This window comes from Bradyrhizobium sp. 147, from assembly GCF_023073935.1.
GTDB lineage: Bacteria > Pseudomonadota > Alphaproteobacteria > Rhizobiales > Xanthobacteraceae > Bradyrhizobium.
The window spans coordinates 74,704-94,940 of record NZ_JADPKL010000007.1; the positions used below are offsets into that span (position 1 = coordinate 74,704).

Below are 20,237 nucleotides of genomic sequence, written 5' to 3' on the forward strand. Positions count from 1 at the left end.
CTATTCCGCCGGCGCGGGCAGCGGGCGCGGCGCGGTTCGCCGCCGCAGACGGTCGATCAGGAGGTAGATCACCGGCGTCGTGTAGAGTGTCAGGATCTGCGAGACGAACAGACCGCCGATGATGGTGATGCCGAGCGGTCGGCGCAGCTCCGTGCCGGGGCCGGTCGCGACCACCAGCGGAATGCCGGCGAACAGCGCTGCCATCGTCGTCATCAGGATCGGGCGGAAGCGCGCCTGGCAGGCTTCGAAGATCGCCTCCGCCGACGATAATCCGCGCTGGCGCTCGGCATCGAGAGCGAAATCGACCATCATGATGCCGTTCTTCTTCACGATGCCGATCAGCAGGATGATGCCGACGAAGGCGATCACGGTCAGCGGCGTATTGGTCAGTTGAAGCGCAAGCAGCGCGCCGAGGCCGGCTGACGGTAGCGTCGAGATGATCGTGAGCGGGTGGGCAAGGCTCTCATAGAGCACGCCGAGCACGATATACATCGCAACCAGCGCACCCAGGATCAGGAGCGGCTGACGCCCGCTGGTCTTGGCGAAATCGCCGGCATTGCCGTCAAAACTGCCGCGGATGCCCTCGGGCATGTGCAATTCCTCGACCGCACGCTGGATATTTTGCGTCGCGGCCTGGAGCGGCACGTCGGGCAAGAGGTTGAACGAGACGGTCGTCGAGGGGAACGACTGCGAGTGATAGACCGCGAGCGCGGCAAGTCCGCGCGTTGCGTGCACCACGGCCGACAATGGGACCTGAGCGTCGCTGGTGCCGGCGACATAGATGCGATCGAGATTGGAGGGGTCGACCTGGAATTTCGGATCGATCTCCAGCACGGTCATGTACTGGTTGCGCTGGGTGTAGATGATTCCGATCTGCCGCTGCGCGAAAGCGTTGTTCAACGCATTGTCGATGTCCTGGACCCTGACGCCCAGCGCCGAGGCCTTCTGGCGATCGATGCTGAGCGTAAGCTGGAGCCCACCGGGATCGCGGTCGCTGGAGATATCGGTGATCCCCTCGATGCTCTCCATCCGTTTGGCCACGATGGGCGCCCATTTCTGCAGCAGGCCGAGATCGGTGCTGGTCAGCGTGTACTGGTAGTCGGAATCGCTTTGCCGCCCGCCGGCGCGCACGTCCTGGGCGGCGAACATGAACAGGCGGATGCCGGGCACGGGATACAATGCGCGCCTGAGACGGTCGATGACGACCTGCGTCGAGACGTGCTCGCGCTCCTCCGGCGGCTTCAGGCTGATGAACATGGTGCCGCGGTTCGAGGTCGCCGCCCCCGGCCCGCCGCCGCTGCCAACGGTCGAGCCGATGCCGGCAACGGCCGGATCCTGCATCACGATGTCGGCGAGCCGCTGCTGGAGGCCGAGCATGGACTGGAACGAGATGTCGGCTGAAGCGCGGGTCGCGCCGATGATGAAACCGGAATCATCTGTCGGGAAATAGCCCTTGGGGACCTTGATGTAGAGCGTCACCGTGAGGCCGATGGTGGCGAAGAATACCAGCAGCGTCAGCAGCGGAAATTCCAGCACGCTGCGCAGAGTGCGGGTGTAGAAGGCGACGATGCGCGACAGCGAGCCCTCGATCAGGCGGTCGAACAACGTCGCGGTGCCGGACGTGGTCTGCCGGATGTAATGGGCGCAGATCATTGGCGTGACCGTGAGCGACACCAGCGTCGAGACCAGGATCGCGAAGGTCAGTGTCAGCGAGAATTCGCGCAGGAGACGGCCGACGATGCCGTCCATGAAGATCAGCGGCGTGAACGCTGCGATCAGCGACAGGCTGATCGAGACCACGGTAAATCCGATCTGCTTCGCACCCTCCTGCGCCGCCCGAAACGGCCGCATGCCGTGCTCCAGATTGCGGAACATGTTCTCGATCATGACGATAGCGTCGTCGACCACGAAGCCGACTGAGATCGCCAGCGCCATCAGCGAGAGATTGTCGATCGAGAAGCCCGCGACCCACATGCCGGCGCAGGTGCCGGCCAGCGCCAGCGGCACCGAGATGCCCGCTGCGATCGTCGGCGTCAGCCGGCGTAGGAACACGAACACCACGACCATGACGAGGAGCGCGGTCGCCAGCAAGGTCCATTGCATATCCAGGACGCTGGCGCGGATCGTACCGGTGCGATCGACCAGGGTCGAGATCTCGACGCCGGCCGGGATCCACTGCTTCAGCGCGGGGATCAGCGCCTTCACCCGATCGACCGTGTCGATGACGTTGGCGTCGCCCTGCTTGGTGATCTGGATCAGCACCGCCGGCTGCTTGTTGAACCAGGCGATCGAGCGGGCGTTGCGGACGGAATCCTCGATATCGGCGACGTCGGACAGCCGCACGAAATTGCCGTTGGAGCTTTTGATGACGATGTCGCGGAACTCTTTCGCCGTACGCATCTGCCGATTGAGGGCCAGCGTCTCGCTCTGGCGCTCGCCGTTGAAGATGCCGACGGGACCGAGCGGGTTGGCGTTGATGATCGCGGTCCTGACGTCGTCGGTGGCGATGCCCGCATTCGACAGCGCAACGGGATTGAGCTGCACCCGCACGGCCGGCTGGTCGGCGCCGGAGACCGTGACGTCGCCGACACCAGGCACCTGTGAGATGCGCTGCGCGATGACCGTATCTGCGACGTCGTAGATCGCGCTGGCCGACAGCGTCTTCGAGGTCAAAGCGAGCACGAAGACGGGCGCGCCGGCCGTGTTGGCTTTGCGGAAGCGCGGCAGTGTCGGCAGGTCGCTCGGCAGATCGACGAGCGAAGCGTTGATGGCTGCCTGCACGTCGCGGGCGGCCTTGTCGATGTTGCGGCCGATGTCGAACTGGAGCTGGATGTTGGTCGTGCCGAGCGAACTCGTGGACGTGATCTGGTTGATGCCGGCGATCTCGCCGAGCCGCCGTTCCAGCGGCGAGGCCACGGTCGCGGCCATCACGGATGGATCGGCGCCGGGGCGACTGGCAGAGACGAAGATGGCGGGAAAGTCGACGTTCGGGACCGAGGCAACGGGAAGGAACTGGTAGGCGACGACACCCAGCAGGAACAACCCGATCGACAGCAGCGTGGTCGCGACCGGGCGGCGGATGAAGGGCTCCGAGATCGATGCCATCACTGCATCCCCTCGGTCGCGCCGGCGACCGGCGGACCGCCGGATTCGGCCGGCGGCAGCGCCTGCTCGAGGCGGCGGTTGATGCGGTCGAGCGCGAGGTAGATCACGGGGGTGGTATAGAGCGTCAGTAACTGGCTCAGCAGCAGGCCGCCGATGATGGAGATGCCGAGCGGAAAGCGCAGCTCGGCGCCGGTGCCGCTCTCGATCGCCAGCGGCAGTGCGCCGAACAGCGCCGCCAGAGTCGTCATCATGATCGGACGGAAGCGCAAGAGACAGGCCTGCACGATCGCCTCGTTCGGCGACATGCCCTGCCCGCGCTCGGCCTCCAGCGCGAAGTCGATCATCATGATCGCGTTCTTCTTGACGATGCCCATCAAGAGGATGATGCCGATCAGGCCGATCACCGAGAGATCCTGGCCGCACAGCACCAGGGCCAGGATAGCGCCGACGCCGGCCGAGGGCAGCGTCGAGAGGATGGTGATCGGGTGGATGTAGCTCTCATAGAGCACGCCGAGCACGATGTAGATGGTGATGACGGCGGCAAGCAGCAGCCAGGGCTGGCCGGCCAGCGCCTTGGCGAATTCGGCGGCATCGCCGGCATAGACGCCGACGATGCTGTTGGGCATGCCGATCCGGGTCTCGATCGTCTTGACGGCCTCGACGGCATCGCCGAGCGCCGCGCCCGGCGCAAGATTGAAGCTGAGCGAGACGGAGGGGAATTGCGCCTGGTGCGAGATCGCGAGCGGCGCCGTGGTGCGCTTCAGCGTCGCCACGGCCGACAGCGGCACCTGGGCGCTTGGCGCGCCGACGGTGGTGCTCGCGGCGCCCGGCAGATAGAGCTTTGACAGAATCGAAGGGTCGCGCTGGTACATCGGCAGCGCCTCCAGCACGACCCGATACTGATTGGCCTGGCCGTAGATAGTCGAGATCTGCCGCTGCGCGAAGGCGTCGTTCAATGTGTCGGTGATGGCCTGGAGGCTGACGCCGAGTTGCCCCGCCCGCGTGCGATCCACGTCGAGCTGCGCCCGCAGTCCGCCTTCCTGCGCCTCCGAGGAGACGTCACGGAACAGCGGATTCCGCCGCATTTCCGCCACCAGCTTGCCCGCCCATTCCGAGACCAGCGTCGCATCGGTGCCGGTCAGCGTGTACTGGTATTGCGAGCGGCTCGACTGGGTCGAGATCTGCACGTCCTGCACCGGCTGGAAATAGACCGTCATGCCGGGGATGCCTGATACCCTCTCCTTCAGGCGGATCACGACCGCGGCGACATCGTCGCGCCGTTCGCCGCGCGGTTTCAAAGTCATGACGAGGCGCCCGACATTGGTGGTCGGGTTGACCGAGCCCGCCCCGATCACCGAGACCACGCCAACCACGTCGGGATCGGCCTTGATGGCGGCGGCGGCCTCGGCCTGCCGCTTCTGCATCTCCGCGAACGAAACGTCGGGCCCGGCCTCCGTCACCGCCGTGATCGAGGCGGTGTCCTGGAGCGGCAGGAAGCCTTTTGGCGCGACGACATAGAGGACGAGGGTCGCAATCAGCGTGGCGAAGGTCACGACCAATGTGGCGCGCTGGCGCTCCAGCACCCACAGCAGCGTCCGGTGATAGGCCTCGACGGTGCGGTCGATGAAACGGCTGACAGCGGCGAGACCCGGCACCGCCAGCTCCTCGTGGGCGGCTTTAAGCAGACGCGAGCACATCATCGGCGTCAGCGTCAGCGAGACCACCGCCGAGGTGACGACCGCGATGGTCAGCGTCAACGCGAATTCGCGGAACATGCGCCCGACGAGACCGGACATGAACAAGAGCGGGATGAAGACCGCGATCAGCGACACCGTCAGCGAGATCACCGTGAAGCCGATTTCGCTGGCGCCCTTCAGCGAGGCCTCCATCGCACTCTCGCCATTCTCCATGTGGCGGACGATGTTCTCGATCATGACGATGGCGTCGTCGACGACGAAGCCGGTGCCGATCGTCAGCGCCATCAGCGAGAGATTGTCGAGGCTGAAGCCGGCAAAATACATGATGCCGAAGCTCGTGATCAGCGATAACGGCAGCGCCACGCCTGCGATCAACGTAGCCCGTAGCGAACGCAGGAACAGCAGCACCACCAGGGTCACCAGCACGACGCTCAGGATCAGGGTGAACTGCACGTCATGGACCGAAGCACGAATGGTGACGGTGCGGTCGGAGACGATGGTGAGGTTCACGCCGGCAGGAATCGCGCGCTGCACCTTGGGGATCTCGGCGCGGATCTGGCTGACGACGTCGATGACGTTGGCGCCGGGCTGGCGCTGGATGTCGATGATGACGGCCGGCGTGCCCTGGTACCAGCCGCCGGTGCGGTCGTTCTCGAGGCCGTCGACGATCTGCGCGACGTCGGCGATGGTGACAGGCGAGCCGTTGCGATAGGCAATGATGACGGGCTTGTAGGCGTCCGCGGCGGCGATCTGGTCGTTGGCGGCAATGATGTAGGATTGTTGCGCGCCGTCGAGCGATCCCTTCGGCCCGGAGACGTTGGCATTGGCGATCGCCGTGCGCAGGTCCTCCATGGCGATGCCATAGGCGGCCAGTCGCGCCAGATCGGCCTGGATGCGCACGGCCGGCTTCAGCCCGCCGAGCACCGAAACGCGTCCGACGCCGGAAATCTGGCTCAAGCGTTGCGCCAGAATGGTATCGGCGATGTCGCTCATCGCGCGCAGCGAGATCGTCTCCGAGCGCAGCGCCAGCGTCATCACCGGCGCGTCCGCCGGATTCACCTTGGCGTAGGTCGGCGGATAAGGCAGCGTTTTGGGCAGCACACCGGCCGCCGCGTTAATCGCGGCCTGCACGTCCTGGGTCGCACCGTCGATGTCGCGGTTGAGGTCGAACTGAAGCGAGATCTGGCTGACGCCGAACGAGCTCGTCGAGTTTATCGCCGACAGCGACGGGATCTGGCCGAGCTGCCGCTCGAGCGGCGCGGTGATGAGTGAGGCGATCACGTCGGGGCTCGCGCCCGGCAGCTGCGTCGTCACCTGCACGGTCGGGAAATCGACCTGCGGCAGCGCCGAGACCGGCAGCGCGAAGTAGCCGAGCGCGCCGCCGATCAAGAGCGCGATGCCGAGCAGCGAGGTCGCAATCGGCCGTCGGATGAAGGGTTCGGAGACACCCATGGGCTACGCCTGCCGCATCAAGCGGCTGTTGTCGGGATCATGGCTGCTTGGCTCCACTTCCCGATGCGCCCGGCCCCGGTGCCGGTCCGGTCTGCCCCTTCTGATCGCCTTCGCTGCTCTTCCGCTTGGCGCGGAACTCGCCCTCGTTGCCTTGTCCCTCCTTCTGGCCTTCTTTGGCACCATCCTTCTTCTGAGCGTCCGGCCCGCGCGAGCGCTTGCGAGGGGCTAGATCGGCCGAGGGGGTCTGGTCGTCGCGGCCGACGATCACTTTGGAGCCGTCGGACAAATTGGCAAAACCCGTGGTGACGACCTTATCGTTCGGCGAGAGGCCGCTGGCGATCACGGCATCATGCTCGTTCTGCTGCATCACCGTCACGGGCTTGGCCGAGACGACGTTGTCCTCGCCGATGACATAGCTGAAGGTCCCGATCGGACCGCGCTGCACCGCAGAGGTCGGCACCACCAGCGCCTGCGTCAAGGTCTCGACCTTGAGGCGGACATTGACGAACTGGCCCGGCCAGAGCTGGTAATTGGCGTTGGGGAATTCCGCCTTGAGCTTGAGTGTGCCCGTGGTCTGGTCGACCTGGTTGTCGATGCCGGTGAGCTTGCCGGTATCGATCACCGTGATGCCGTCATTGCCGAACACGTCGACCGCGAGCGTTCCCTTCGCCGCGGCGGCGTTGACGCGCATGATCTGCTGCTGCGGCAGGCTGAACCACACCGCGATCGGCTGCAGCTGAGTGATCACCACGAGCCCTGTGGTGTCCGAGGCATGGATGATGTTGCCCTGGTCGACCTGGCGTAGGCCGGCCCGACCCGAGATCGGCGCCACGATCTTGGTGTAGCTCAGCGTCGCCGCTGCATTGTCGATCGCGGCCTGATCCGCCTTCACCAGCGCCTCAGTCTGGGCCACCAGCGCGCGCTGGGTGTCCGCCTGCTGCTTCGAGCCGGCATTGGAGGCGGCAAGCTGTTCGTAGCGTGCAAGGTCGATGCGCTGGTTGGCAAGCTGGGCTTGGTCCTGTGCCTTCTTCGCGACGGCCTGGTCGTATTGGGCCTGGTAGATCGCCGGATCGATCTCGCCGAGCACGTCGCCCTTCCTGACGTCCTGGCCTTCGGTGAAATTGACCGCAATCAGCTTGCCATCCACCTGCGAGCGCACGGTCACGGTATTGAGCGCGCGGATCGCCCCGACGCCATCGAGATAAACCGGCACGTCCTGGATGCGCGGGCTTGCCGCCAGCACCGGCACCGGCAGATCGGGTCGCTGGTTGCGGTTGTTTGCTTGCTGCTGATGCGTGACGGTCCAGCCGAGATAACCGAGGCCGCCGAGGATCGCGAGCGTGATCAGGGTCATGATCAGGCCGGGGCCGCGCGACTTTTTCGCCGTGCCCTCCGTCGCGTCCTTCTTAGTCTCCGGCTTAAAGAGCATTGACCGGTTTCTCCATCCTCGGCTCCCAACCGCCGCCGAGCGCCTGGTACAGGCTGACGATGGCGAGGAGCCGTGCGAGTTGGGCCTGCGACAGCGCGTCTTCCGCCTGAAACAGGGTCAGTTGGGTGTTGAGCACGGTCACGATGTCGGCAGTGCCGGCGCGCAATTGCTGCTCGGAGAGATCGAAGGCGCGGCGCGAGGCGGCAACGACGTCGCGCTGCAATTGCAGCTTGATCGTGGTCTGCTTGATCGAGAACAGCGCGTTGTCGACGTCGGCAAAGGCCTGGATGATGGTCTTGCGGTAAGCCTGGAGCAGCTCGTCCTGCCGCGCCTTGGCCAGTTCGAAATTGCCGAGGATCCTGCCGCCGTCGAAGATGGGCTGCGTGGCACTGCCGACGAGCTGGAAGAAGGTGGCATGCGGTTGGAATAGCGAGACCAGCGCCGAGCTCTGATAGCCGCCATTGCCGGTCAGCTGGATCGTCGGAAAGAATTGCGCGCGGGCATTGCCGATGTTTGCGGTGGCGGAGGCAAGCTGTGCCTCCTGCCGGCGGATGTCGGGCCGCTGCGTCAGGAGCTCCGACGGCAGGCCGGGCGTGACGCGAGGGATCGCGATCCGGTCGAGCGAGCCGCCGAGCACGCGCACGCTCTCCGGCGGACGCGATACCAAGACAGCCAGCGCATTGATGTTCTGGTCGAGCGTCTGGCGCAGCGGCGGCACCAGCGCCTTCTGATTCGCGAGCACGCTCTCCTGCTGGGCGACGTCGAGATCGGTGCCGGTGCCGGCCCTGCGCCGCTCCTTCACCGCATCGAGGATGCGCTGCGCGCTCGCGATGTTGCGCTGTGAGGTCCTGATGCGGTCCTGTGAGGCCAAGACCTGAAAATAGGCATTGGCGACGGCCGCCAGCGTCGTCAGCGCGACCGTGTCGCGGTCGAAGCGGTTGGCGTTCGCCGTCTCCTCGGCGGTTTGCAGCGCATCGCGGTTCTGGCCCCAGAAGTCGAGCTGGTAGCTCGCGCTCAGCGAGGCCGAATAGTTGACGACTTCGCGCCCGCCGATGGACAGGCCGGAGGCGCTGGAGCCGGAGGTGCGCGAGTAGGTTTCCGATCCAGCCGTGGACAGGCTCGGCAGCAGCGCCGCGCCCGCCTGCCGCGCCTGGGCGTCGGCCTGGACGATGCGCGCGACCGCAGCGGCGATGTCGAGGTTGACGGTCTGCGCCTCCTCCATGAGCTGCGTCAGCTCCGTGGAGCGGAAACCGCGCCACCAATCCAGCGATGGCGGCGCATCCCCTTTGCCGGCGTATCTGTATTGCGTGGGAACATCGAGCGCTGGATCGGGAAGATCCTGCGTCAGCACGCAAGCGCCCGAACTCGCCGCGAGGCACAGTGCCACAAGCCAGCGCGCTGCGCGCCGCGTCCGGGGCGCAGATCCTGGAGACCGCCGCATGGCGATCGCAGGAACATCCTGTGTCACATCCACCCCCCGCCGGGCAGATCGAGCCGCCACCACGAAGCCGGATTAACCGATTCGCGGCGGCAGAGTCGGGGAGCGTTGGACAACTCGTTCACAGCGTGATGCTTTCTGCGGAGCCTCAGACTCATACTAGCCGGGTGCGCAACGGCGGGACAGTGCCGCAGGTGCGAGATGGGCGGCCCGAACAAGTGTGTATCGGACCTGCCAAATGAGAAATGTCCCTGTCTGGCAGTGATTTCTTGAATTCGGGACCCCTCCTGGAGCGCGTTCAAGCTTACTAAGATTTCATGTGATATTGCCGCCACACCGGCGCGGCCCCGATCGGGCGCACCGCTGGCAATGGGCGTCATGCGGCTTCAGCTCAGTCTCGGCGCCTGGCCGGCTGGTCTCACGATGTCGTCATTTGCCGAAAACGAGCCCGTCTCCGCCGTGTAGATATCTCCTCAAGCTTCCACGCGCCATCGACGCTTTCGCGATCGAGCCATCCTGCCGAAGGCGAGGATTGACGCGGGAGCCGCTCTTGCGATCGTTGTCTTCTGCACTCTCATAGATGCCAGGAATATCCTTCCCCTGATATCGCTCTCACGTGTCCGAGCACATCATCGCCCGGTCTACCCTCCCAAGAATCCAGTGCTGCGACGAGCGCTTCGGATGGTTTCGCCGCAGCGCAAAAGCCTTTCCCTTTTGGCTCCCAAGCACTAGGTTCTGGCCACCGGATCAACCCTTTGCCAGTGATTTCCTCCGACATGACCATCAACAACGACGTTGTCGAAGCCATCGGCAACACCCCGCTCATCAAGCTCACGCGCGCCTCGGAGTTGACCGGCTGCACCATCCTGGGCAAGGCCGAGTTCATGAATCCCGGCCAATCGGTGAAGGATCGGGCCGGCAAATGGATGATCCTGGAGGCCGAGAAGCGTGGCGAGCTGAAGCCCGGTGGCCTCGTGGTCGAGGCGACCGCCGGCAATACCGGCATCGGTCTGGCGGTCGTTGCGAGCGCCCGCGGCTACCGCACGCTGATCGTGATCCCGGAGACGCAGAGCCAGGAGAAGAAGGATTTCTTGAAGCTGTGCGGCGCCGAGCTGATCGAGGTGCCGGCCCTGCCCTATGCCAACCCCAACAATTACCAGCATGTCGGCCGCAGGCTCGCCGACGAGCTGCGCAAGACTGAGCCCAATGGCGTGCTGTTCGCAGACCAATGGAACAATCTCGACAACGCCAAGGCGCATTACGAATCCACCGGTCCTGAGATCTGGGAGCAGACCGGCGGCAAGGTCGACGGCTTCGTCTGCTCGGTCGGCAGCGGCGGCACGCTCGCCGGCGTCAGCCGCTATCTCAAAGAGAGGAACAAGAGCATCCGTATCGCCTGCGCCGATCCGCACGGCGCCGGCATGTACGAATATTTCAGGACCGGCGATCCCAAGGCGACACCGGGTGGCTCGATCACCGAGGGCATCGGACTGAACCGCGCGACCGCGATCGTGGAGACCGCCAAGGTCGATGACGCCTATCTCATTCCCGACGCCGAAGCCGTCAGTGCGATCTACGAGCTGCTCCAGCACGAAGGCCTCTGCCTCGGTGGCTCGACCGGCATCAATATCGTCGGCGCGATGCGCCTTGCGAAGCAGCTCGGGCCCGGCAAGACGATCGTCACGGTGCTCTGCGATTCCGGCAGCCGCTACCTGTCGAAGCTGTTCAACGCCGACTTCATGCGCGCCAAGAACCTTCCAGTGCCCGAGTGGCTGGAGAAGCGCAGCAACATCAAACCGCCGTTCGTCTGATAGCGGCGCGGGCGGTCTACGCGACCTCGACGCGTTCCGAGGCTGCCGCACAATAATCGCGCCAGAACTGGCGATAACCCGCTTCGAGCTCACGCGTGTAGATCTCGACATTGCCGGCGGGCGATGCTGCCGGCAACTCCGCGCGCAACTTCGCCAGATGATCAGGCTGCGTCGCCAATTTGCGGCGATCTCGATGTAGCCCTCGGTCAGCTGGACCGAGGACGCCCCTGGGATTCCCCGGGGTCAGCGCAGGATCTGGCTCAAGAAAAGCTTGGTGCGGGCGTGCTGCGGGGCCGCGAAGAACTCGTTCGGCGTGTTGGCCTCGATGATCTGGCCGGCGTCCATGAACACCACGCGGTTGGCGACCTCGCGGGCAAAGCCCATCTCGTGGGTGACGACCAGCATGGTCATGCCCTCCTCGGCGAGATCGACCATGGTGTCGAGCACCTCCTTGACCATTTCGGGGTCGAGCGCCGAGGTCGGCTCGTCGAACAGCATTACCTTCGGGTTCATGGTCAGCGCACGAGCGATCGCGACGCGCTGCTGCTGGCCGCCCGACATCTGGCCGGGAAACTTGTGGGCCTGGTGCGGAATCTTGACACGCTCCAGGAATTTCATGGCGGTCGCCTCGGCATCCCTTTTGGGGATGTTGCGCACCCAGATCGGCGCCAGCGTGCAATTGTCGAGCACCGTGAGATGCGGAAACAGATTAAAGCTCTGAAACACCATGCCGACTTCGCGTCGCACCGCGTCGACATGCTTGAGGTTCGGCCCGAGCTCGATGCCATCGACGACGATCTCGCCCTCCTGGAATTCCTCGAGCGCGTTGATGCAGCGGATCAGCGTCGACTTGCCCGAGCCCGACGGCCCGCAGATCACGATACGCTCGCCCTTGTGGACCTCCAGATCGATGTCGCGCAGGACGTGAAAGTCGCCGTACCATTTGTTGAGGCCGGAAATCTTGACGATGGGGTCGGACATGGTGAGCTCCATCAGTTGCGGCGGTGAGCGTTGAGGCGGTGCTCGACGAACAGCGAATATCGCGACATTCCAAAACAGAAGATGAAGTAGACGATGCCGGCGAAGGCAAAGCCGGTAAACGCGGTCGACGGCGTCGACCATTTCGGATCCGAGAACGAGGCGCGGAGCGAGCCGAGGAGATCGAACAGCGCCACGATCGAGACCAGCGAGGTGTCCTTGAACAGCGAGATGAAGCTGTTGACGAGGTTCGGAATGACATGGCGCAGCGCCTGCGGCAGCACGATCAGCGAGGTCGTCTTCCACCAGGATAGCCCCAGGGCGGCCGCCGCCTCGCCCTGCCCCCCCGGAATCGCGGCCAGCCCGCCGCGGACGTTCTCGGCCTGATAGGCGCCCGTGAACAGCGCAATCCCGATCAGGGCGCGCACGAGCCCGTCGACGGTGAAATTGCCGGGCAGGAACAAAGGCAGCATGTAGGTGGCAAAGAACAGCACGGTGATCAGCGGCACGCCGCGCCAGAACTCGATGAAGGCGATCGAGAATATCCGGATCAGCGGAATGGTGGAGCGGCGGCCGAGCGCCAGCGCGATGCCGATCGGCAGTGAGGTCACAATGCCGGTAACCGAGACCACCAGCGTCACCAGAAGGCCACCCCACAAGTTCGTTGACACGATCGGCAACCCACCACGATCGAGCCCCATCAGCTTGATGACGATCGCGATGCCAATGAAGGTGGCGACACTGGATGCCAGAGCCCGCCCGCCGGTACGAACGCCGCCGCCAAGAAGGAAGGCGATCAAGCAGACAATCACGGCCGTGGTGGCGAAATCGGCCCAAACCGGCTCCCCCGTCCCCTGGACATGATCACGCAGCCAGACGAGCGGAAAGATCAGCCAGTAGATCGCCGTGCCGACCAGCACGATGAGGCTCCCGACGGCCCACAGCAGCGGTGCGACGGCTGACGTCTTGCTGAGATTGAGCATCGCCTGCCCCGCGCCGATGATGCTTTCATCGAACAATTGCAGCAGGCCAGCCGTCCAGCTCAGGCCCAATCCCTTGATGCCGCCGCCGTGCAGCAGGAAGAATGCGACCACCGGAAAGGCGATGAAGAACAGGCCGGCATTCAAACTCTTCGCCGGCAGCCTGGGAATGAGGAGCGGCACCAGCAGCACCACCGCCAAGACGAACGTGAGATTGACCCGCCAGCGCTCGGCCTCGGGATAGAAGCCGTAGATCAGTTGCGGCAGCTTGGCCTGGATGTAGGGCCAGCAGGCGCCGACCGCAAAACCGGCGTTCTCGGTGAGGCAAGCCGTGCGATCCTTGCCGGTCCAGACCGCATCGACCATCAGGAACTTGACGGAGGGAACGATGGTGAACCAGAGCAGCAGGGCGCCCACGATCGTGAGCAGGATGTTGGTCGGCGAGTTGAACAGGCGCGTGCGCAGCACGCCGATGAAGCCCGTGGTCTGGACCGGCGCGGGACGCTCAGCAACCAGGTCCTGACGGACGAAGGCGGACGTCGCCATATCGCTCATGCGCCCAGGCTCCGGCTGACGCGCCAACCGTAGACGCTCATGATCGCGCTGGTGACGAGTGAGATCAGGAGGTAGACGCCCATCGTCATCGCGATGATCTCGATCGCCTGTCCGGTCTGGCTCAGCGAGGTGCCGGCGAATACCGACACCAGGTCAGGATAGCCGATCGCGACGGCAAGCGAAGAATTCTTGGTCAGGTTGAGGTATTGATTGGTCAGCGGCGGCACGATGACGCGCATGGCCTGCGGCACGACGATCAGACGCAGGGTGGTGCCGCGGCTCAGGCCTAGCGAGGACCCCGCCTCCATCTGCCCCTTGTGGACGGACAGGATGCCGGCGCGCACGATCTCGGCGATGAAGGCGGCGGTATAGGTCGATAGCGCCAAGGTCAGCGCCACGAACTCCGGGATGATGCGCGAGCCGCCGGCGAAATTGAACCCTTTGAGCTGCGGCAGCTCGAAGGTGAAGGGCAAACCGAACACCAAGATGGTGGCGAGCGGCAGCCCGAACAGCAGACCCAGCACATAGGGCCAGATCCGGATCATCCGCCCCTCCTGAAACAGCGCGCGCCGCGCGTGGATGCGCAAGGCCAGCGCCGCGACGAAGCCGAGCGCCAGCATCGCCAGGAACGGCTCGAGACCGCTCTGGCCGATCGGGCTGGGAACGACAAGGCCCCGGTTGCTGAGGAAGGCAATGCCGAGCAGCGAAATGCTCTGCCGCGGATTGGGCAACGCCGCCAGCACCGCGAGGTACCAGAACAGGATCTGGAACAGCAGCGGCAGGTTGCGGATGATCTCGACATAGATCTCGCCGACGCGCGACAACAGCCAGTTCGGCGACAGCCGGCATAGCGCGACGATGAAGCCAATCACGGTGGCGAAGACGATGCCGACCACCGAGACCACGAGCGTGTTCAGAAGCCCGACCACGAACACGCGCAGGAACGTGTCCGAGCCGGTGTAGGAGATCAGAGTCTGGTTGACGTCGAAGCCGGCATTGTTCCGGAGGAAGCCGAATCCGGCGGCGATGTGCTGATTTTCGAGGTTGGCGCGGGCGTTGGAGACGATCTCATAGCCGATCCAGCCCAGGATCGCCGCGAAGGCAAACTGGACGGCAATGCCGTTCCAGCCTGCCTTGCCGCCCAGCACGCGCCTGATCTTCAGCGCAATCTGGGGCGGCGGTTTACGGGCCTCGGTGCTCATCCCGCGAGCTGCGGATCAGGATGATCAGCGGATCGGCGGCGCGTACTGGAGACCGCCCTTGTTCCAGAGATTGTTGAGACCGCGGTTGATGGCGAGCGGCGAGCCCGCGCCGACGTTGCGGTCGAACACCTCGCCGTAATTGCCGACGGCCTTCACGATCCGTACCACCCAGTCCTTGGTCAGACCGAGCTGTTCGCCGAAATTGCCGTCGCTGCCGAGCACGCGCTTCAGCTCCGGGCTTTCCAGCTTCGCTTTCTCGTCGACGTTCTTCGAGGTCACGCCGAGCTCTTCGGCTGTGATCATCGCAAACAGCGTCCATTTCACGATGTCGAACCACTGGTCGTCGCCGTGGCGCACCATCGGCCCGAGCGGCTCCTTCGAGATGATTTCGGGGAGCACCATATGGTCGTTGGGATTGGCGAGCTTGAGGCGATTGGCGTACAGGCCCGACTGGTCGGTGGTGAAGACGTCGCAGCGGCCGGCTTCATAGGCCTTGACGGTTTCGTCGTTGGTGCCGAACGCGATCACCTCGTACTTCATGTTGTTGGCTTTGAAATAGTCGGCGAGATTTTGCTCGGTGGTGGTGCCGGTCTGCACGCAGACCGATGCGCTGTTGAGCTCGAGCGCCGAGTTCACCTTGAGCGACTTCTTCACCATGAAGCCCTGCCCGTCATAATAGGTCACGCCGGTGAAGTTGGCGCCGAGCGAGGTGTCGCGCGAGATGGTCCAGGTGGTGTTGCGCGAGAGCACATCGATCTCGCCGGATTGCAGCGCCGTGAAGCGGTCCTTGGCGGACAGCGGCACGTACTTGACCTTGGTCGGATCGTTGAAGATCGCCCCGGCGATGGCGCGGCAGACGTCGACGTCGAGTCCCGTCCAATTGCCCTTGTCGTCCGGCGATGAGAAGCCCGGCAGCCCCTGGCTGACGCCGCAGGACAGCATGCCCCGGTCCTTGACGGTCTTGAGCGTTTGCGCATCGGCGGCCTGGGCCGAGAGGCCAGCGGCGAGAGCAAGAGTGAGAGCCAGGGTTACGCGTTTCATGGGCTTTGGGCCTTTCAAAATCGTCTCAAGGTCGGGAACGTTGTCTTTGGGGTCATCTCTGCCAGGGCTAATCGTACCTAGGCTAGTCTTGCAAGACTCATGCTGGAAAACCTAGCCGAACACCCGCCGATCCCGGGAGGCCATACCTTCGTCCCGCCGAAGAGGCGCCCGCCGTGATGGCTGTGACGCGAAGTCCGTTCAGGCGATGGATCGAAGGTCGCAGCAGGCCCCTCAACATGCGGCGACTGAATAGCACCTGCGCATCACAGAACGACTGGCGTGCCGGGTCAAGGGGTTGACGGGACTCTTCTGTGTTCTGTTATTAATGATGGCGGCCTTTCGGCCAGCCCGGCGGGCGCGACGCGCCGGGCGGAAACGCGGTTTTGAAAGCAGACGCATGGATTCCTCGCACCCCTTCCAGCAGCATGCCGAGACCCGGCTGGTCACCTCCGGCCGCGACACCAAGGCGCAGAGGGGGTTCGTTAATCCGCCTGTGTTTCACGGCTCGACCGTGCTCTATCCGACGGCCGAGGACCTGCACGCCCATCGCGGCGAGTTCACGTATGGCCGCCACGGTTCCCCCACCACCAAGGCGTTCCAGGAGACGCTGATGGCGCTGGAGGGGCCGCAATGCGCCGGCGTCGGCATCGTGCCGTCGGGGCTGTCGGCGATCTCGACCACCCTGCTCTCGGTGCTGAACGCCGGCGACCATCTCCTGGTCTGCGACAACGTCTATCGGCCCTCGCGCAATTTCTGCAACGGCATGCTCACCCGCTATGGCATCGAGACCACCTATTTCGATCCGCTGATCGGCGCCGGGATCGAGAAGCTGTTCAAGCCTAACACCCGCGCGGTGCTGGTGGAGGCGCCAGGCTCGCAGTCGTTCGAAATGCCCGACATCCGCGCCATCGCCGAGGTCGCGCATGGGCGCGACGCGCTCGTCATCGACGACAATACCTGGGCAACACCACTCTATCACCGCTCGCTCGAACAGGGCGTCGACATCAGCATGCAGGCGGCCACAAAATATATCGGCGGCCATTCCGACATCATGTTCGGCACCATCTCCGCCAACGCAAAGACCTGGCCGATGGTCGCCGAAGGCATTCGCCTGCTCGGCGTCTGCGCCGGCCCGGACGACGTGTTCCTGGCGCTACGCGGCCTGCGCACGCTGTCGGTGCGGCTGGCGCAGCATCATCGTTCGGGACTCGACATAGCGCGCTGGCTGGCTAGCCGGCCGGAGGTCGCGCGCGTGCTGCATCCGGCACTCGAAACCGATCCCGGCCATGCGATCTGGAAGCGTGACTTCACCGGCGCGTCCGGCCTGTTCAGTATCGTGCTGAAGCCGGCGCCGCAGAAGGCAGTCGACACCATGCTCGACACCCTCAAGCTGTTCGGCATGGGCTTCTCCTGGGGCGGCTTCGAGAGCCTCGTGATTCCGTTCGACTGCGACAGCTACCGCACCGCGACCAAATGGGCGCCCGGCGGTCCGACGCTGCGTCTGCACATCGGGCTCGAGAGCGTCGATGATCTCAAGGCCGATCTCGATCGCGGCTTCGCTGCCCTGAAAGCGGCAATGTGAGCCTGCTCACAAGCCATCGTGCCGGTGGACGCGCCATCGCGCGCCGGGGAACGTGCACGCGCCGTAAACGTTAACGCCGACGCGCCAACAAATGGTTTGATCCGCCGACGTTTGGCGCTAGCCTCACCAATCGACTCCAATCCGGACACGGAGCATGGGAACGTTGGTTCTGCTCGATCTGATGGGCGGCGTGGCGCTGTTGCTGTGGGGCCTGCACATGGTCCACAGCGGGATCTTGCGCGCCTTCGGTCCCGACCTTCGGCGCCTGCTCGGCAAGGCGTTGAGCAACCGCGTCAGCGCCTTCGCTGCCGGCCTCGCGCTCACCGCCCTGCTCCAGAGCAGCACGGCGACGGCGCTGATCACCAGTTCGTTCGCGGCCGAGGGCCTCGTCAGTCTCGCCGCCGCTCTCGCCATCATGCTCGGTGCCAATGTCGGCACGACGCTGATCGTGCAGGTGCTATCGTTCAACATCGCAGCCGTTGCGCCGGTGCTGTTCGTGCTCGGCCTGGTCGCCTTCCGCTCCGGCCCGCGATCGCGGATCAAGGACATCGGCCGCGTCTGCATCGGCCTCGGCCTGATGCTGCTCTCGCTGCACATCCTGCTCGACACGCTGGCGCCGGCGGAGAACGCGCCCGGCGTGCGCGTCGTGATGTCGGCCATAACGGGCGACCCCATTCTGTGCATCTTCATCGCCGCTCTCGTCACCTGGGCTGTACATTCGAGCGTCGCCAGCGTCCTGTTGATCATGTCGCTGGCCTATTCGCAGTTCATCTCGCCTGCCGCGGCTCTGGCGCTGGTGCTCGGGGCCAATCTCGGCAGCGCCATCAATCCGGTGTTCGAGGGCGCCAGGCGCGACGATCCCGCGAGCTACCGCCTGCCGATCGGCAATCTCATCAACCGCGCGATTGGGATTGCTCTCGTCCTGCCCTTCCTCGGCGCGATCGCCGAGCACATGCACGCCTGGCAGCCCGATCTCGCCAAGCTGACCGCGGCCTTCCACATCGCCTTCAATGTCGGCACCGCCGTCCTCTTCATCGGTCTGCTCGATATCATGTCGCGTCTGTTGACCCGCCTCTTGCCCGATCGCGTCAAGGAGGCCGATCCGGCCCGACCGCGCTATCTCGATGAGACCGCACTGGAGACACCGTCATTGGCGCTGGCCGACGCCGCCCGCGAGACCTTGCGCATGGGCGACTTCGTCGAGGTCATGCTGCGCAAGGTGATGGCCGCGATGATGACCGGCGACCGTGCACTGGTCGACCAGGTCTCGAAGACGGACAATCTCGTCGACGGCCTGGACGAGGCCATCAAGCTCTACGTCACAAAACTCATGCGAGGCAGCCTCGACGAGAGCGAAGGACGGCGCGCGATGGAGATCATCTCCTTCGCCATCAACCTCGAGCATATCGGCGACATCATCGACAAGAGCCTGAGCGAGCTCGCCACCAAGAAGATCAAGCGGCGCTTCCAATTCTCGGCCGAAGGGGCTGAGGAGCTCGCCGCTTTCCACAAGCGCACGATGGATTCGCTGCGGATCGCCTTCGGGGTCTTCATGTCGGGTGACGCCAACGAGGCGCGCAAGCTGCTGGTGGAGAAGACGGCGCTGCGCAACACCGAGCTTGCCGCGGTCGAGCGCCATCTGGACCGGCTGCGGAAGGGCCGCCCCGAGACCATCGAGACCACGTCGCTGCATCTGGACGTGCTGCGTGATCTGCGTCGCATCCACTCGCATATCTGCTCGGTCGCCTACCCCGTGCTGGACGCGGCGGGTGAGCCCTATCGGAGGAGTGCGGCCGAAGCAGCTGCCCTGCCCGCGTCAGGCGCGGCCTCGGCCCTGCCGCGCTAGCGTGTCCCGTCAGCGATCCAGCGTCTTCGAGGCGCTGCCGCGGTTCTTCCAGATCAGCATGATGTTTCTGACGTAGATGATGGTCGCGAGCGACTGTCCGAGGATGATGACGGGTTCGCGCTTCACAACGCCATAGACCAGCGTCATCAGCCCGCCGCCCATCGAGCAGAACCAGAACGCCATCGGCACCACGCTGTTGCCGGCGCGTTCGCTCGCGATCCACTGCACCAGGAAGCGCGCGGTGAAGAATAATTGCGCGACGAGGCCGAACGCGAGCCAGAAATCGAACTTGGCGACGAAGACGTCGTAGAGATAGTTGCTCAGCGCCTGACCGTATTGGATGATCATGCGTTCACCTCGGTCACATCTGGCGTCGGCTTCTTCCGCCGGATCAGCCACCACACGCCTGCGAGATCCATGATGCCGATCCACAGCCGGTCGAAAAAGCCATAATTCGACACGCCGGAGCGGCGCGGCCGATCGATCACGTCGACATAGGCAATGTCATAGCCTTCGCGGCGGACCAGCGCCGGCAGGAAGCGATGCAGCCCGTCGAAATAGGGCAGCATCAGGAAGACGTCGCGCCGGAACGCCTTCAGGCCGCAGCCGGTGTCGCGCGTGCCGTCCTTCAGGATCGCGTTGCGAATGCCGTTGGCCACGCGCGACTGAAATTTCTTGAAGCCGGTGTCCTTGCGCCCGATCCGCTGGCCGGCGGCGAGCCCGACCCGCCCTGCTCCCTTCTCGACTGCCGCGATCAGGTCCGGCAGGAACGCGGGATTATTCTGGCCGTCGCCGTCAAGCGTGGCCACGATCATCCCGCGCGCCGCACGCACGCCACTGCGCACTGCCGCCGACTGGCCGCCCGATCGCGCATGGCGGAGCTGACGCAGATTGTCCCGCTGCTTCATGATGGCGCTGAGCCGCTCGCCGGTCGCATCCGTCGAGCCGTCGTTGACATAGATGATCTCATAGGCCCAGCGGCCATCGAGCGCCGCCGTGATCTCCTCGATCAAGGGCGCGATGTTCTCGGCTTCGTTGCGCACGGGAACGACGATGGATACCGAAGGCTGGGACGTCGACAAATCGAGGCTCGTGGTTGGAATTGGCCTGCCCCGTGGAAC

At 64.7% G+C, this 20,237-nt stretch carries 14 protein-coding genes; 3 read left to right on the top strand and 11 right to left on the bottom strand.

The genetic code is table 11. The features are described from left to right. Genes IVA87_RS01865 through IVA87_RS01880 form a run of 4 tightly spaced genes read right to left on the bottom strand, consistent with a single transcriptional unit; the run spans position 1 to position 9,124 of the window. Positions 1-3,105: an efflux RND transporter permease subunit gene (locus IVA87_RS01865; RefSeq protein WP_247332512.1), complete on the bottom strand. Its 3,105-nt coding sequence runs from the start codon at positions 3,103-3,105 to the stop codon at positions 1-3. Continuing rightward, positions 3,105-6,254, bottom strand: coding sequence for an efflux RND transporter permease subunit (locus IVA87_RS01870; protein ID WP_247332515.1), 3,150 nt, complete (start codon positions 6,252-6,254; stop codon positions 3,105-3,107). The genes IVA87_RS01865 and IVA87_RS01870 overlap by 1 nt, the downstream gene beginning before the upstream one ends. A gap of 37 nt (positions 6,255-6,291) precedes the next feature. Then, positions 6,292-7,683: an efflux RND transporter periplasmic adaptor subunit gene (locus IVA87_RS01875; protein ID WP_247332517.1), complete on the bottom strand. Its 1,392-nt coding sequence runs from the start codon at positions 7,681-7,683 to the stop codon at positions 6,292-6,294. After that, the gene (locus IVA87_RS01880; protein ID WP_247332608.1) at positions 7,673-9,124 is read right to left on the bottom strand and encodes an efflux transporter outer membrane subunit; all 1,452 of its coding nucleotides are present in this window, start codon (positions 9,122-9,124) and stop codon (positions 7,673-7,675) included. Before IVA87_RS01880 ends, IVA87_RS01875 begins: the two co-directional genes overlap by 11 nt. A 773-nt stretch (positions 9,125-9,897) precedes the next feature. Here IVA87_RS01880 and IVA87_RS01885 point away from each other — a divergent pair. After that, positions 9,898-10,932 (top strand): cysteine synthase A, encoded by a 1,035-nt coding sequence (locus IVA87_RS01885; RefSeq protein WP_247332610.1) that lies wholly within the window; start codon positions 9,898-9,900, stop codon positions 10,930-10,932. A gap of 16 nt (positions 10,933-10,948) precedes the next feature. Here the strand turns inward: IVA87_RS01885 and IVA87_RS01890 are convergent, their stop codons facing one another. The 5 genes from IVA87_RS01890 to IVA87_RS01910 all read right to left on the bottom strand — a co-directional run bounded on the left by IVA87_RS01890 (position 10,949) and on the right by IVA87_RS01910 (position 15,688). Further along, the gene (locus IVA87_RS01890; protein ID WP_247332618.1) at positions 10,949-11,110 is read right to left on the bottom strand and encodes a hypothetical protein; all 162 of its coding nucleotides are present in this window, start codon (positions 11,108-11,110) and stop codon (positions 10,949-10,951) included. A 65-nt stretch (positions 11,111-11,175) separates the two neighbouring features. Then, a complete protein-coding gene (locus tag IVA87_RS01895; protein WP_247300820.1) occupies positions 11,176-11,913 on the bottom strand; it encodes an amino acid ABC transporter ATP-binding protein in 738 nt (245 codons plus the stop codon). A gap of 11 nt (positions 11,914-11,924) precedes the next feature. Next, the gene (locus tag IVA87_RS01900; protein ID WP_247332519.1) at positions 11,925-13,445 is read right to left on the bottom strand and encodes an amino acid ABC transporter permease; all 1,521 of its coding nucleotides are present in this window, start codon (positions 13,443-13,445) and stop codon (positions 11,925-11,927) included. Next, positions 13,442-14,647 (bottom strand): ABC transporter permease subunit, encoded by a 1,206-nt coding sequence (locus IVA87_RS01905; RefSeq protein WP_247332521.1) that lies wholly within the window; start codon positions 14,645-14,647, stop codon positions 13,442-13,444. Before IVA87_RS01905 ends, IVA87_RS01900 begins: the two co-directional genes overlap by 4 nt. A gap of 24 nt (positions 14,648-14,671) precedes the next feature. Continuing rightward, positions 14,672-15,688, bottom strand: coding sequence for an amino acid ABC transporter substrate-binding protein (locus IVA87_RS01910; protein ID WP_247281058.1), 1,017 nt, complete (start codon positions 15,686-15,688; stop codon positions 14,672-14,674). Between the two features lie 397 nt (positions 15,689-16,085). On the opposite strand from IVA87_RS01910, the gene metC reads away from it, so the two are divergent. Together metC and IVA87_RS01920 are read left to right on the top strand one after the other, a co-directional pair. Then, the gene (gene metC / locus IVA87_RS01915) at positions 16,086-17,270 is read left to right on the top strand and encodes a cystathionine beta-lyase (RefSeq protein WP_247332523.1); all 1,185 of its coding nucleotides are present in this window, start codon (positions 16,086-16,088) and stop codon (positions 17,268-17,270) included. Between the two features lie 154 nt (positions 17,271-17,424). Continuing rightward, positions 17,425-19,116, top strand: coding sequence for a Na/Pi cotransporter family protein (locus tag IVA87_RS01920; protein WP_247332524.1), 1,692 nt, complete (start codon positions 17,425-17,427; stop codon positions 19,114-19,116). Between the two features lie 9 nt (positions 19,117-19,125). On the opposite strand, the gene IVA87_RS01925 is transcribed toward IVA87_RS01920, so the two are convergent. Then, on the bottom strand, positions 19,126-19,464 hold the full coding sequence (locus IVA87_RS01925; RefSeq protein WP_247332526.1) for a lipid-A-disaccharide synthase N-terminal domain-containing protein: 339 nt from the start codon (positions 19,462-19,464) through the stop codon (positions 19,126-19,128). Further along, positions 19,461-20,198 (bottom strand): glycosyltransferase family 2 protein, encoded by a 738-nt coding sequence (locus IVA87_RS01930; RefSeq protein WP_247332528.1) that lies wholly within the window; start codon positions 20,196-20,198, stop codon positions 19,461-19,463. The genes IVA87_RS01925 and IVA87_RS01930 overlap by 4 nt, the downstream gene beginning before the upstream one ends. Between the last annotated feature and the right edge of the window lie 39 nt (positions 20,199-20,237).

Excerpts from the sequence above, each read along its gene's own strand:
- IVA87_RS01870 (WP_247332515.1), bottom strand. The coding sequence starts at position 6,254 with ATGGGTGTCTCCGAACCCTTCATCCGACGGCCGATTGCGACCTCGCTG.
- IVA87_RS01865 (WP_247332512.1), bottom strand. The coding sequence starts at position 3,105 with ATGGCATCGATCTCGGAGCCCTTCATCCGCCGCCCGGTCGCGACCACG.
- IVA87_RS01895 (WP_247300820.1), bottom strand. The coding sequence starts at position 11,913 with ATGTCCGACCCCATCGTCAAGATTTCCGGCCTCAACAAATGGTACGGC.
- metC (WP_247332523.1), top strand. The coding sequence starts at position 16,086 with ATGGATTCCTCGCACCCCTTCCAGCAGCATGCCGAGACCCGGCTGGTC.
- IVA87_RS01910 (WP_247281058.1), bottom strand. The coding sequence starts at position 15,688 with ATGAAACGCGTAACCCTGGCTCTCACTCTTGCTCTCGCCGCTGGCCTC.
- IVA87_RS01905 (WP_247332521.1), bottom strand. The coding sequence starts at position 14,647 with ATGAGCACCGAGGCCCGTAAACCGCCGCCCCAGATTGCGCTGAAGATC.
- IVA87_RS01900 (WP_247332519.1), bottom strand. The coding sequence starts at position 13,445 with ATGAGCGATATGGCGACGTCCGCCTTCGTCCGTCAGGACCTGGTTGCT.
- IVA87_RS01885 (WP_247332610.1), top strand. The coding sequence starts at position 9,898 with ATGACCATCAACAACGACGTTGTCGAAGCCATCGGCAACACCCCGCTC.
- IVA87_RS01880 (WP_247332608.1), bottom strand. The coding sequence starts at position 9,124 with ATGCGGCGGTCTCCAGGATCTGCGCCCCGGACGCGGCGCGCAGCGCGC.
- IVA87_RS01925 (WP_247332526.1), bottom strand. The coding sequence starts at position 19,464 with ATGATCATCCAATACGGTCAGGCGCTGAGCAACTATCTCTACGACGTC.
- IVA87_RS01920 (WP_247332524.1), top strand. The coding sequence starts at position 17,425 with ATGGGAACGTTGGTTCTGCTCGATCTGATGGGCGGCGTGGCGCTGTTG.
- IVA87_RS01875 (WP_247332517.1), bottom strand. The coding sequence starts at position 7,683 with ATGCTCTTTAAGCCGGAGACTAAGAAGGACGCGACGGAGGGCACGGCG.